At 58.2% G+C, this 14,186-nt stretch carries 10 protein-coding genes and 1 pseudogene; 10 read left to right on the top strand and 1 reads right to left on the bottom strand.

Annotated elements, in window-relative coordinates; genetic code table 11:
- A pseudogene (locus PHW99_RS01915) lies at positions 1–134 on the bottom strand (orotate phosphoribosyltransferase); the annotation flags it as partial.
- Positions 135–162: 28 nt separating this feature from the next.
- Between PHW99_RS01915 and PHW99_RS01920 the strand changes: the two are divergent.
- The 10 genes from PHW99_RS01920 to fabG all read left to right on the top strand — a co-directional run bounded on the left by PHW99_RS01920 (position 163) and on the right by fabG (position 14,166).
- Positions 163–948 (top strand): exodeoxyribonuclease III, encoded by a 786-nt coding sequence (locus tag PHW99_RS01920; RefSeq protein WP_300173263.1) that lies wholly within the window; start codon positions 163–165, stop codon positions 946–948.
- Positions 949–991: 43 nt separating this feature from the next.
- Positions 992–3,751, top strand: a complete 2,760-nt coding sequence (locus PHW99_RS01925; RefSeq protein ID WP_300173265.1) for a bifunctional glycoside hydrolase 114/ polysaccharide deacetylase family protein — start codon at positions 992–994, stop codon at positions 3,749–3,751.
- Complete coding sequence (locus PHW99_RS01930; RefSeq protein ID WP_300173268.1) at positions 3,714–4,580, top strand: hypothetical protein; 867 nt, start codon at positions 3,714–3,716, stop codon at positions 4,578–4,580. The genes PHW99_RS01925 and PHW99_RS01930 overlap by 38 nt, the downstream gene beginning before the upstream one ends.
- Positions 4,581–4,589: 9 nt before the next feature.
- On the top strand, positions 4,590–7,490 hold the full coding sequence (locus PHW99_RS01935) for a tetratricopeptide repeat protein (protein WP_300173270.1): 2,901 nt from the start codon (positions 4,590–4,592) through the stop codon (positions 7,488–7,490).
- Between the two features lie 9 nt (positions 7,491–7,499).
- Positions 7,500–8,048, top strand: a complete 549-nt coding sequence (locus PHW99_RS01940; RefSeq protein ID WP_300173273.1) for a penicillin-binding protein activator LpoB — start codon at positions 7,500–7,502, stop codon at positions 8,046–8,048.
- An 8-nt stretch (positions 8,049–8,056) separates the two neighbouring features.
- Positions 8,057–9,421, top strand: a complete 1,365-nt coding sequence (locus tag PHW99_RS01945) for a PelD GGDEF domain-containing protein (RefSeq protein WP_300173275.1) — start codon at positions 8,057–8,059, stop codon at positions 9,419–9,421.
- Positions 9,418–10,458 carry a hypothetical protein gene (locus tag PHW99_RS01950; RefSeq protein WP_300173278.1) on the top strand — a complete coding sequence of 347 codons (1,041 nt, stop codon included), beginning with the start codon at positions 9,418–9,420 and terminating at the stop codon, positions 10,456–10,458. Before PHW99_RS01945 ends, PHW99_RS01950 begins: the two co-directional genes overlap by 4 nt.
- Complete coding sequence (pelF, locus tag PHW99_RS01955; RefSeq protein WP_300173280.1) at positions 10,430–11,980, top strand: GT4 family glycosyltransferase PelF; 1,551 nt, start codon at positions 10,430–10,432, stop codon at positions 11,978–11,980. Before PHW99_RS01950 ends, pelF begins: the two co-directional genes overlap by 29 nt.
- Entirely contained in the window at positions 11,968–13,341 is a 1,374-nt protein-coding gene (gene pelG, locus PHW99_RS01960) for an exopolysaccharide Pel transporter PelG (protein WP_300173283.1), read from the top strand. Before pelF ends, pelG begins: the two co-directional genes overlap by 13 nt.
- A gap of 78 nt (positions 13,342–13,419) precedes the next feature.
- Positions 13,420–14,166, top strand: coding sequence for a 3-oxoacyl-ACP reductase FabG (gene fabG / locus PHW99_RS01965; protein WP_300173284.1), 747 nt, complete (start codon positions 13,420–13,422; stop codon positions 14,164–14,166).
- Positions 14,167–14,186 lie beyond the last annotated feature (20 nt).

A 14,186-nucleotide genomic window follows, 5' to 3' on the forward strand; every position in this document is an offset into this window, starting at 1 on the left:
GCATTGAAAAAATAGGGGCTCATGCGACCCGCCTTGGTTTTGAATTCGCCAAAGCGCAGCACCCCGCAATCCACCGCAAACTGCACAAAATCAAGGGCCAAGGTGTTGTTGGCCGGATTTTGATAGGCTTGCATGCCGTCGTGCTCTCTCATGAGGTGTTCCTTGTTCAAATTAATTAGCCTCAACCTCAATGGTATTCGTTCTGCCAGCAACAAAGGGCTGGCGTCGTGGGTGGACCGGGTCGCACCTGATTGTATTTGTGTGCAGGAAGTCAAGGCGCAGGCTGTGGATGTGACCGGTCGGTTTGACCAGTTGGCCGGTTTGCGTGGATATTTTCACTTTGCCGAGAAAAAAGGCTATTCCGGTGTGGGGATTTATAGCCGCGAAGAGCCCACCGAGGTGGTGGTTGGTTTCGGCGTGCCGGAGTTTGATGCCGAGGGGCGTTACCTGGAGCTGCGTTTTGACAGGCCCGGGGTCAAGCGTTCCGTGATCAGCTGCTATTTTCCCAGCGGCTCATCCGGTGAAGAGCGGCAGCAGGCCAAGTATCGCTTCCTGGATGTGATTTACCCGCATTTGCAGCAGCTCAAGGCGCAGCGTGATTTCATTCTGTGTGGTGACGTCAATATTGCCCACAAGGAAATTGATCTGAAGAACTGGAAGGGCAATTTGAAGAACTCCGGCTTTTTGCCTGAGGAGCGGGCCTGGATGACACGTTTGCTGAATGAGGGCCAGCTGGTGGATGTGTATCGCCAGTTGCACCCGGATGCGACGGATGAGGCTTACACCTGGTGGAGCAATCGGGGTCAGGCCTACGCCAAGAATGTCGGGTGGCGGCTCGACTACCACCTGGCCACACCGACTTTGGCGGCCGGCGCCCGTTCAGTGGCGATATACAAAGGGGAAAAGTTTTCGGACCATGCCCCTGTCATCGTGGATTATGCTATATAAAATATAGCTATATTTGCATATATTAAGCGGGCTGGAACCTGATTTGATCAACAAAATTTTGCTGGCACTATGGCTGGCTGTGCTGGGAGCGGGGGCGATGGCTGCTGGCACGGACGTGACGGCGATGGCCTTTTTTTATGGGGCCAAACCGCCATGGAGCGAGTTGCAGGCGTTTGATCTGGTGGTGGTGGACCCTGATCACGTGCCTGACCCCAAGGCGCCGGCCTTGAGCCGGACGCGACTGGCCGCCTATGTGGCGTTGGGAGAAGTCCAGCCCTCGCGCGCCTATGCGCCGGCGATTCCCAAAGCCTGGTTGATGGGTGACAACAAGGATTGGGGGAGCCGGTTGATCGACCAGTCCCGGCCCGAGTGGCCGCGCTTTTTTACCGACCAGGTGGTAGCGCCCCTGTGGGGCAAGGGCTACCGTACCTTTTTCCTTGACACCCTGGATTCCTACCATTTGTTTGCCAAAACGCCGGAGCAGAAGGCAGTGCAGGAAGCCGGGATGGTGAGTGTGGTGGAAACCCTCAAGCGGCGTTACCCGGAGATCAAACTGATCTTCAATCGCGGCTTCGAGATCCTGCCGCGAGTTCACCCGCATGTGGAAATGGTGGTGGCGGAGTCGCTGTTTCGGGGTTATGACGCCGGCAAGAAAAAATACCGGGAAGTCCCGGAGGCGGACCGTGAATGGTTGCTGGGGCAGCTGCGTCACGCCAGGGACGAGTACAAGCTGGCCGTCACCGTGATTGATTACGTGCCGGTTTCTCAGCGGGAGCTGGCTCGCAGCACGGCGCAGCGTATTTTGAACCTGGGCTTTACGCCCTGGGTGGCGACGCCCGATCTGGGGACCCTGGGGGTCGGGACCCTTGAAGTCATGCCGCGCAAGGTGTTGGTGGTGCACAGCGTGCTGCCAGACGAATACGCCTTGAGAGGTACCGAAGCCGCACGTCTGGGGGCGTTGCCCTTGAATTACCTGGGGTATGTGCCAGAGTACGTGGATGTGGCGCATCTGCCCGAATCGGTGTTGCTTGGACGTTACGCCGGGATTCTGGTCTGGTTGAGCGATGAGCCCGCAATGGCCGAGCGCCAGCGTCTGATGGACTGGCTGACGGCACAGATTCAGGCCACCGTGCCGGTGGCGCTGGTGAGCCCGCCTGATTTTCTGTGGCATGGTCCGATGGCCAGGACACTGGGACTCAAGCTGGGGCCGTCACGCGTCTCCAAGGCCCCGCTGGAAATCAGCCAACAAAGTCCGCTCATGGGCTTTGAAGTCAAGCCGCAACCGGAACCGGGTGACCTGACGCCGTTGGCGCTGTTACAGGGCGAGCCCTTGTTGACCATCAGGCAGGGACAACAGGAGCAGGTGGCTGCTGCCCTGACACCCTGGGGCGGCTACGTGCTGGGCGATTTTTCGGTGCTCACCCTGCCGGGTGACACTGGCGACCGCTGGGTCATCAACCCCTTTGCGTTTTTTCAAAAGGCTTTGCGGTTACCAGCCATGCCGGTACCTGATGTCACGACAGAGTCCGGGCGACGCATGCTGATGGTGCACATGGATGGGGACGGGTTTGTCAGTCATTCCGAGTTGCCGGGCAATCCGATGGCCGGTGAACTGGTGCTGGAGCGGGTTGTGAAAAAGTACCCGATTCCCATGACGATGTCGATCATTGAGGCAGAAATATCAGCCCAGGGCTTGTATGCTGACATGTCGCGCGCTGCCGAAAAAATCGCGCGCAACATTTTCAGTCAAACGCACGTGGCCATGGCATCACACAGTTATTCGCATCCCTTTGTGTGGAGTGCCGTCGCACAGTCCGACGGCAATGAAGGCTACAACCTGCGCCTGCCAGGTTACCGGTTTGACCTTCAGCGTGAAATTGAGGGCTCCATTCGTTATATGGAGCGGCAACTGGCGCCGCCGGGCAAAAAGGTGGAAGTGTTCCTGTGGACCGGGAATTGTGTGCCCGGCAGTGACGCGCTGGCGTGGACCCAGAAACTGGGCGTTTTCAACATGAACGGTGGTGACACCGTGGCCACCCGTTCACAACCGACGGTGACGCAAGTAGAGGGGCTGGGTGTGCCGCGTGAGACCGGCTTCCAGGTCTATGCGCCCAACCAGAACGAGAACGTCTACACCCATGAGTGGCGCGGGCCGTTTTATGGTTATGAACGGGTCATCGAAACCTTTGAGTTCACCGAAAAACCACGTCGGCTCAAACCCATGGACATCTACTTTCATACCTACATCACAACCAAAGCAGCAGGTATGAAGTCGCTGGACAAGGTGTTTGCTTATGCGTTGGCGCAAGACAACACGCCGGTGCATGTGGCGGACTACGCGCGCCAGGTGCTGGACTTTCAGAGTCTGGTGGTGGCGCGCACGCCGGGCGGTTGGCGTGTGCGCGGTGCCGGACATGCACGCACGTTGCGTTTTCCTGAAACCATGGGCTGGCCCGACCTGGCCGCCAGTCGTGCCGTTGCCGGTTACAACAGCCTGCAAGGTGAGCGTTATGTGCATCTGAGTGGTGACGAGGCTGAACTGGTACTGACCCAGATCCGGGAGAGCAGCCCCAGATTGGCTTCGGCAAACGCTCGCATCGACCATTTTGAGCCCATGGCCGGGGGCTATCGCTGGGATTTGAGTGGCTATGTGCCTCTGAAATTCACTTTGGCCAACAGCCAGGGGTGTCAGGTTCGCGTGTCCGGTCGGGTGGTGACCCCGGTGCGGCGTCACGGGGATGTGAGTGAATTCGAGATCAAAGACCATGTTGCCAGACCGCTCGAAACGTTATGCCGGGGTTGATGGCGAGATCGAACGCCTGGTGTTGGCCGCCAACTGGCAGTTGGCGCTGATTGCGCTGTTGGTGCTGACGCTGCTGGTGGTCATTTTCCCCCGCAAGACCCTGGTCGAGAAACTTTATCAGCAGGAAACGCTGGACGAGTTGACCTTGTCCTATATCCAGAATCTGTACCGTGCGGATGAAAAAAATGCTGACGTGGCTTTGCTGCTGGCTCGCTCTCAACAGGACAAAATGAGTACTCAACAACTGGATCAGATTCTCTGGCGGTTCGCCACCGCCGGGGACTTGCGCCAGCGCACCGAGGCGCGCTCTATCCTGATGAACGGGTATGACCGGGTCTTGTCCCAACACCCCTCCGCCGCGGACAAGGCACGCTGGACGACACGCATCATTGAGCTGATGCAACAAGCCAAAGAAGATGAACTGCCAGAAGCCATGACCAGACAGTTTGCGGCACGGGCGTTTGGCTTGGGGCAAACCAGTCTGGGCCTGGTGTATTTCAGCCGTCTCAATGTCGGTAACCCCACCGTTGTTCTGGAAAAGTATGGCGATCTGGCTCTGGGGCAGGGGCACTATACCGAGGCGGCCGACTATTTTTTACAGGCTCGCAACAGTGCCCTCACGCGGGAAGAAGCCAGCCGGTTGTTTCAAAAGGGCATCAACACCCTGATGGCGGCCAGCCTGTTTGAGCCCGCGCTGGAGGCGGCCCGGCAGTATGTGGGTGATCTGGCGTCAGACCCGGCAACGCTGCGCTTTCTGTCGGAGACTGCTTTGGCCGCTGGTGACGCCGAGGTGGCCGCAGACTATGTGCGCAAGCTGGTGTTTCACTGAAGCTCGGACATGATGCGCCAACTGTTTCGGATGTGCCTGGTCGGCTGCCTGGGTCTGCCGCTGATGCTGCAGGCTGCGCCAGCCGCCAAGCCGGTGGGTGCTCCCAAGCATGCTGCTGAAGATACCCTGCGTGCGTTTCACCCGGGTGATTTTTCGCTGGCGTTTGATGTACTGGTGGGGGCGGGTGACTTGCAACGTGCTTTTCTGGTGGCCCAAAAAGCCGTCGCTGAACTGCCGAATGATCTGGTTTGGCGCAAAAAACTCGCCCGTGTGAGTGAGTGGATTGACAACACGGAAGTGGCGGTGGCGCAATGGCTGGTGCTGTTCAAGGCAGGAGATCACTCTGCCGAGGCGATTTCGGCCGTGTTGCGTCTGGCCCCCTTGATTGACGAGCCGATGGTGGCGCTGCAAGCCTGGGCCGTGCTTGCCCGCCAAAAACCTCTGACCGATGCCCAATGGCAGGACGTGTACAACCTCTATGAGAATGCCGCCGAACCCGCACGCGGCTCGGTGTATTTTGCGGACCAGTTTGCCCACACTCAGAACACCAAACTGCTGGAGTACGCGGCGATACTGGCCGAGCATGCTGGTGACGATGCGCGAGCACAGCAGCTTTATCTGCAGCGGATTCAACTCATGCCGTTTTCGCTGGAGACGGTTTTGCGCGCTGTGGTCAGCCTGATTCGTGGTAACCAGCTGTCGCAGGCCTTGGTGTTGATGCAGGCACAGGCACACCAGGTGGATGCCAGCCATGCCGAGTTCTGGCAATTGCTCAGCCAAGTGGCCTGGGAGTTGCGCGCCTATGACAGCGCACGTGACGCGTATGCGCGTTATGTCCGTTTGCCACAGGCTGTGGCGGCCGACTGGTCGCGGTTGGTGTACCTGGTGCGACGGGAACACCCCGGGCAGGCGGCGGATCTGGCATTGGAGGCTTATCGCCGGTTTGGTTCAACCGAAATGTTGATGCTGAGCCTGGAGCTGTATGCCGACGTCGAGGACGTGCCGGCGCAAGCGCGCGTCTTTGCTGGCTTGAGTTCGGACAGTCTGGACGCTTTGACCCAGAACCCGCGCTTTCTGTCCTTGCGCGCACAGTTTCATCAGCGCCAGAAGGAGCACGAGCTGGCCTGGGCGGACCTGAGCCGGGCGTTGCGCCTGAACCCACAAGACCAGGAGATGGTTCTGGCGGCACTCTGGTTCCTGATTGATAACCAGAAAACCGATTTGTTATCTGCGCTGATGGCGCAATACGCCACCCGTGCCGGGTCGACACCGGAGTACTGGGCTGCTTATGCGGCGGGTCATCAGGTGTTGGAACAGCACCGTGACGCAGCGCATTGGTACGGCAAACTGGCCCGCACGCAAGACAATGATCCTTTGCTGCTGCTGAACTATGCCGACACGCTGGAGCGTATCAGGCAGACCGGCATGGCAGACCGGGTACGGCGTCACGCTTGGCTGCTGGTCCGGGATAAGTATCCCAAGCCCGAGTTGCCAAAGGACGGCAAACTTGGCGCCGAATTGTTGGCGCTGGCGCGCCTGAGTTTGCTGAATCAGCCAGGGGACCCGGGGTTGGCACTGGTGCGCCAGCTGGTCAGCCAGTTGCGCGGTGTGCCTGCTGCCGGGCAGGATGAGCAAACGCTGGCGCTGGTGCTGGGTTGGGCCATTGTGAAAGAGCAGTTTGGCAACGCACGCAGCTGGATGTGGCGGCGTTATGTCCGGCAGGCCCATCAGGCAGCGCCATTGTGGGGACAGAGTCAGACGGCCCTGCAGCTCAGGGAGACCGACACCATGGACCGGTTGTTGACACGGCAGGCAGACGCCTTGCCCATCTACAACCGCTATGACATCGCCCGCGAGCTGGGCAATGTGGATCAGGCGTTGAGCATGGCGTTTGCCGGGATGTCCGCGCAGGATGATGAACCGTTGTATGACCGGTTTCGGCAGCATGCGCCGGCGCAAGCCAGTTACCTTCAGATCGGGGGGCAGGTTCATCGGCAGGGGGCATTGGACAGCCACGCCTTGCAGTTTGAAACTCGCCTGGTCATCAACTCCCGCTTGCAGTTGGTCTTGAACTGGTCCCGGCAGCAGCCAACCAGCACCGATCCGCTGCTGTCGGGCTTGGCGCCGTCTGTTGATCAGCTGGGTAGTGCGAAGATCCAATGGCAGGGTCCGCACGGGGCTACCAGCCTGACGCTTCTGCGGCGTTCCGGCCAGACGGACCTGACCGGCTTTCGTTTGACGCAAAGTCACCAGTGGAGTGGCCGTCTGACGTTGGATGCGGGCTTGAATTTTCGGGTGGATTCAACCGCCAGCCAGCCTTTGCGGCTGGCCGGTTATGAGAGCAGCATTTTTGGCAGCCTGAATTACGCGCTGGGCAAGCGGGAGTATGTGCGTGTGGCCCCGCGGTTCTCGCGTTATGAAACGCAATGGGGGGACTTGCTGGGCAGCGGGCAGGCGCTGGATCTGGAAGTTGGTTATCGGTTTCGCACCGAATATCCTGACTGGCGTGTGCGCACATTTGCCAGCTGGCAGCGGTTTTCATCGGCCACCACGCTCAGTGCCGAATCACTCGCCCGGTTGCCTGTGGCGGTGCAAAGTGCCATTGCCAACAACGCGTTGGATCCGGTGGCTTATTTCATGCCCACCGGCAATGTGGTGTGGGGAGCCTGCCTGGGGATGGGGGACAACCTGGGGGGACAGAACCTGCAGGAAACCTATTCGCGCGCCTGGCGAGCTTTCGGCGATTTGTGTTTCAACCATAATACTTCGAGTGTCAGCGGCGTGCTGGGCATTGCCGGCTCTGTCAGCGGTGAAGATCATCTGCTTTTGCAGTGGCAAAGCAGTGATGGCACGGGCTCTGGCGGTGCCCCTGCCAATACGTTGCTTGCTCGCTATCGGCGCTATTTCTGAGGAAAAATCATGATGAACTTGCACAAACTGTGGCTGGGCCTGGTCGTTTGGTTGTTGGCAGGCTGCACCACGGTGATGCAGTCCACCAGTGGTCCGGTACCTTTGGCGACGCAGGCGAAATGGGCCATCCTGCCGATGGTTAATAACACCGACACGCCACAGGCCGGTTTGTCGGCGGAGGCCATGCTGGAGCATCAGCTGCGCATGCACGGTATTCAGGATGTGGCGCATTACCCGGCCAGCATGACGCGTGACAGTCTGTTTGAACCCACAGAGCGCAAGGTCACTGAAGAGGCGCAAAAGTGGGCACAGGACCAGGGTGTCCGTTATGGTGTCTTGGGCAGTGTCGAGGAGTGGCGTTACAAGGTGGGCATTGATGGTGAACCCGCCGTGGGCGTGACGATCAAGGTGCTGGATCTTTCCTCCGGCCAAGTGGTGTGGAGTGCTTCCGGGGCCAAGAGTGGCTGGAGCCGTCAGGCATTATCGGCAGTGGCGCAGAACCTGCTGACCGAGTTGATGGCAGGGTTGCGTTTGGGTGCACAGCCTCAGGCATTGTGATGCGTTGAATGACTGCGCAGAATCTGATGACCCGGCTGAAGTCGGTTTTCAGCGCATGGGCTTTTGCGCCGGAAGAGACGGCTACACCGGCCCAGTGGGTTGAAATCGGTCTGATCTCGCTGGGCTCGGTCGCACTGTCCTGGTTGGCCATGCCCGATGATCCGACGCTGGCACGGGCGCATTTCCCCTGGCAGTGGCTGGCGCCTGTGTTGATTGCCTTGCGTTATGGGGTCATGCCCGGGCTGCTTGGCAGTGTGGTGCTGATTGCCAATACCTGGGTGGCATTGCAATGGGGGCGGATTCCGGACGAGTTCTCGCCTACGCCGCTGTTCGGCGGTGGTTTGTTGGTGCTGCTCTGTGGGGAGTTCAGTGATGTCTGGCGCGACAAGAACAAACGGATGGAGGAAACGTACCTTTACGTCACGGAGCGGCTGTCGCGTCTGACAAAAAGGCATTTGCTGTTGAATTTGTCACATGATCGACTGGAGCAGGAAATGTTGGCGCGGCCCGGTTCCCTGCGTGATGCATTGGCGCGCTTGCGCACGATCAGTATGGCGGCGGACCGGCAGACCGAATCTTTGCCGGGTGCCACCGAATTGCTGCAGTTGCTGTCGCAGTATGTCAACATTGAATCAGCCACGCTTTACACGCTTGAATCCTGGGGCGGGGGGTATAGGCTGGGCCAACTGGCGGCCCAACTGGGTGAGCCAGAGGCGCTGACTCCCGACGACGAGTTGTTGAGGTTGGTGCTGGAAAAAGGGAGTCTGGCGCATATCGCCAGCCAAGAACTCAGTCTACAGCGACAGACCTCACAGTTGGTGGTGGCGCCGCTGATCGCGGGTGACGATGAACTCATTGGGGTGCTGGCGGTTAACCGCATGCCGTTTTTTGCGCTGAATATTGAAAATCTTCAGATGCTGCTGGTGATGTTGGGATATTACGCGGACAACCTGGGCTCAGCGCGGGAAGTGATTGCGGTCCAGATGCAGTTACCTTCCGTACCAGTTCTTTTTGCGCAGGAGTTGGTGCGCATGATTCGCCTGGGACGCAAGGTCGGGATTACCAGCCGGGTCGTGGTGATGCGTTTTGAAGGTGATCGTACGCACCAGAAAGAAATCCCTGCTGAGTTCTTGCGCATCAAACGTGGTTTGGATTTGTACTGGTTGACCTACGTGCAGGATACGCCCGTGCTGGCCATTCTGATGCCATTTGCCTCGACTTCTGCCAATGAAGGATTTTTGCTGCGCATGGATGCCTGGTTGGCCAGCCGATTTCAGGGCAACTTTGAATCCCTGAAGATTGCCGTGCATGAGGTGGAACTGGGGGCGGATGACGCTTTGCCAGCACTGGCTCAGGCCATGGGGGGTTCATGAATCCGCTGCATTGGGCTTGGGGGGCGGTGCTGGCGGAGGTCAGCCTGTTGCTGAGTCCCTGGATTTTGTCGAGTTCATCGTGGGTGTTTGGGGGTATCTTGCTAGTCCATGCCGGGATTTGTGCGGTTGCTGCACTGGCGACTTATTGGATGCTGCCCAGGCGTTTTCGTCAGCCAAGGGGGGCCGTCACGTTGCTGATGTTCTGCTTTGCATTCATGGCACCGGTGGTGGGAGCCATCGGGCTGTTGCTGATCACTCGCCTCAATTTGCGGCAGACGCTGGAGGGCGCCAGAGTGGCCGTACCCGTGTCATTGCCTCTGCCGGTGTATGACGTCCAATCCAAAGAGCAGACGCGTAGCGGCCAGGGCGCAATTCGCTCACGCCTCGGACAGGAAGTGCCCAGCGACCTGCGCATGCAGTCGCTTTTGACGTTACAGGCAGTTCCGAACCAGGTGTCCAACCCGATTCTGGAGGACTTGCTGGGTGATCGTACCGACGATGTGCGTCTGGTTGCCTTTGGCATGCTGGACGCAGAAGAAAAGAAAATATCCAGTCAGATCCGGCTTGAGTCCGAGCGGTTGACACGGGATCTGGATAGCGAGCAGCGTTATGACTGTTATCGTCATCTGGCCGAGTTGAACTGGGAACTGGTTTATGCCTGTCTGGCGCAGGGGGAGCTGCGGCAGCACATTTTGGGGCAGGCACTCAAGTTTGCTGATGCGGCCTTGGCACTGGATGTGCCTCCCGGTGCCGGGCTGGTCTTCCTGCGTGGCCGGATGTTATTGGAGCGAGGCCAGACAGAGGAGGCCAAAGCAGCGATGGAACAGGCCATGGCGCTGGGGCTGTCGCACACCTCCACACTGCCTTACTTGGCAGAAATTGCTTTTCACAAGCGTGATTTTTTACAGGTCAGGCAACTCATGACGCAACTGGCTGCGCTCAATCTGGCTTCACATACACGGGCCATTGAAGATTTTTGGGTCAGCCGTGATAACGAGATCAACTTCAGTGACCGCAAGTACCTCCCCCACATCTAAGGTCAAGTTTCCAGTCGCCGATGAGGTTGACGTGCTGCTGCTGCTGGAAGGGACCTTTCCCTTCGTTGCAGGAGGGGTGTCCAGCTGGGTCAATCAAATCATCCGCGGCTTTCCAGACATCCGGTTCGGTGCCGTTTTCCTGGGGAGCCGCCCTGAGGATTACGGCGATCTGCGCTACGCATTGCCCGACAACCTGGTGCATCTTCAGGTGATCTATCTGTTTGAAGACCAGGACAACCCACCGCTCAGGCCGGTGGTTGCCAGTGATGCGGCGATGCAGCTGGTGGAACAGGTTCATACCCGGTTTGAAACGAATCTGCGTGCGCCAGACTGCGAAAAACTGTTTTCCAACCTGATGAATCAGGCCGGACCGGATGGTTTGCTCGGGCATGAGGTTTTCTTGTACAGCGAAGCGGCCTGGGAAATGATCAAGAAAAGTTACCGCAGACGCAGTACGGACCCGTCGTTTGTTGACTATTTCTGGACCATTCGCACCATTCATACCCCGTTTTGGCGCTTGCGTGAAGTGGCGGTGGCTTGTCCCCGCGCCAAAATCTACCACTCGGTGTCGACGGGTTATGCCGGCATTCTGGGGGTATTGCTCAAACACCGCAATCAACGGCCATTCATGCTGAGTGAGCATGGCATTTATGTCAAGGAGCGCAAGATCGATTTGTATCAGGCGCAGTGGCTCAAGGACAACCGCAGCGTGTTTGAGCGCGATCCCTCGCGCGTGAGTTATTTTCGCCAGCTCTGGATCCGGTTTTTTGAGCACCTGGGTTATGTCACCTACCAGGCGGCCGACGACATCATTGCGCTTTACGAAGCCAACCGGCAACGGCAACTGCAGGATGGGGCTCCGCCGGAGCGCACTGCCAACATTCCCAATGGCATCGACGTCGCGAGGTTTGCGCCGTTGCGCGCCCAGCGTCCGGTTCAGGTTCCGCAGGTGCTTTGCCTGATCGGACGTGTGGTACCGATCAAGGACATCAAAACCTTCATCCGTGCCATGCGGATTGTTGCCAATCATCTTCCTGATGCCCAGGCCTGGATTGCCGGTCCGGAGGATGAGGCGCCCGAGTACGCACGTGAATGCCACGAAATTGCCGAGCAACTGGGCCTGGTCGGCAAGGTGAAGTTTCTGGGTTTCCAGAAGCTCACCGAATTGCTGCCCAAGGTGGGTCTGGTGGTGTTGAGTTCCATCAGTGAGGCCCTGCCGCTGGTGATTCTGGAGGGTTACGCAGCCGGGGTGCCGACCTTGTCCACCGATGTGGGTTCATGCCGCCAACTGGTGTTTGGCCTGCCCGGTGAAGATGCAGATATCGGGTCTTCTGGACGGGTGGTCCGTATTGCCGATCCACAAGCCCTGGCCCTGGCCGCGCTGGAGCTGCTCGGGGATGCGGATGAGTGGCAGCGTGCCAGTAACGCAGCGGTCCGGCGTGTCGAGACCTATTATTCACAAGACATGATGTTTGCTCGTTATCGGGCGCTGTACCAGAAGAATTTCGCATGGCGGGCATAGGGTTCGAGCTGCGTAAACTGCTGAAGAAACAGACCTACTCCGGCCTGTTGCAGGCCTATGCGTTTGCCGGCCTGATCAGCTCCGGCCCGTGGGTGCTGTCGATCATCGGCATCATGCTGATCGGTCTGTTCAGCCTGGGGAGCATTGCGCCCAAGGAGGCCATATCGCAGTTTCAGGTGACGGTGACCTACCTGTTCCTGATCTCGCTGATTGGCACCGGTCTGGTGCAGCTGTCGTTTACCCGTTTTGTGGCAGATCGCACGTTTGACAAGAATGAGGCGGCGATCCTGCCGAATTTCAACGGTCTGATTCTGGTCGCGGTATCGGTCAGCCTGCTGCTTGCCGTACCGTTTGCCGCCTTCTCCTTTACCGGGCAGACGGTACTATTCCGAATGCTGTTTGTCATGGGTTTGGCGGTGATGTCATCCATCTGGATTGCCACTGTTTTTCTCACAGGCATGAAACACTACCGGGCGATTGTGTTGATTTTTCTGCTGGGCTATAGCGCCACACTGGGTCTGGCCTTGTTGTTCAAGCCCTGGTTGGGGATGGATGGGTTGCTGCTGGGTTTTGTGCTGGGCCACTATTTGCTGTTGATGGGCATGATCTGGCTGGTTTATCGCAACTATCACTCGGACCTGTTCATCGCCTTTGACATCTGGAAACCCGGTGCCATGTACCTGAGTCTGATGGCCACCGGTTTCTTTTTTAACCTGGGGGCATGGGTCGACAAATTGATGTTCTGGTATTTCCCGTCGACCGGACAGCCGGTGATCGGGCCGCTGAATGCGTCAGTCATTTACGATTTCCCCATCTTCTTGTCCTACCTGTCGGTGATTCCGGGGATGGCGGTGTTCCTGGTGCGTATCGAGACCGATTTTGTCGAGTTCTACATCAAGTTCTACGATGCGGTACGCGAGGGGGCCACGCTGGACTATATCGAACGCATGCGCAACCACATGGTCTACCACGTGCAACGCGGTTTGTTTGACATCGCCAAAATCCAGTCGATTGCCGTGTTGGTCACTTTTGCATTGGGAGATGTGTTGCTGGGATGGATCGGTATTTCCAGCCTGTATTTGCCGTTGTTGTATGTGGACGTGGTGGGGGCTGCCCTGCAAGTGGTTCTGCTGGGTATTTTGAATGTCCTGTTTTATCTGGACCAGCGCCGTGCCGTTTTGTTGTTGACCATCATGCTGCCCATGACCAATGTGGTGTTCACCGCCCTGTCCCTGAAACTGGGGGCTGCATGGTTTGGCTATGGGTTTGCGTTGGCGATGTTGGTCACGGTGCTGACCGGCGTGTGGATCCTGAACAGGAAACTCGACAAGCTGGAATACCAGACTTTCATGCTGCAGTAGTTCCCCGGTGTCAATTTCGCGCAATGTCCGAGCCCTAAAATCCCTAGGGTTTTCACTAACAAACTTACCGGGATCAACATGACAGCACGTCTTTCCAATAAGGTTTCCATCATCACGGGTGCAGCACAGGGCATTGGTCTGGCCACAGCGCTGAAGTTCGCCAAGGAAGGCGCGATTGTGGTGGTCTGTGATGTCAAGCAGGCCGGGGTGGATGATGCGGTCGCCCAGTGCCGCGCCCTTGGTGCGACGGCCGAAGGTTTTGTGATGGATGTGACTCAGCGCGCCATGGTGGACGACGTGGTGGCCCGGGTCAAGGCGCAATTCGGTCGCATTGATGTACTGGTCAACAACGCCGGTATTACCCAGGACGCGCGCCTGCAGAAAATGACACTGGAACAGTTTGACCGTGTCATTGATGTGAATCTGCGTGGCGTGTTTCATTGCACCCAGGCGGTGGTTGACGGTATGGTGGCGCAGGGTAGCGGCGTGATTCTGAGCGCCAGTTCGGTGGTGGGACTCTATGGCAATTTCGGCCAAACCAACTATGCGGCCACCAAGTTCGGCATCATTGGTTTCACCAAGACCTGGAGCCGTGAGCTTGGCCCCAAGGGGGTGCGTGTCAATGCTGTGGCCCCGGGCTTCATCAGCACACCCATGGTGGCGGCCATGCCCGAAAAAGTGTTGCAGGATCTCAGCACCAAGGTGCATTTGCGCCGTGTCGGCAAGCCGGAAGAAATCGCCAACGTCTATGCCTTCCTGGCCAGTGACGAGGCCAGCTACATCAACGGAGAGGTCATCGAAGTCTCGGGTGGCATTTCGCTCTGAACCGCTCGTGCCACCACACC

The organism is Rhodoferax sp., from assembly GCF_028689305.1.
In the GTDB taxonomy this organism is placed as follows: domain Bacteria; phylum Pseudomonadota; class Gammaproteobacteria; order Burkholderiales; family Burkholderiaceae_C; genus Rhodoferax.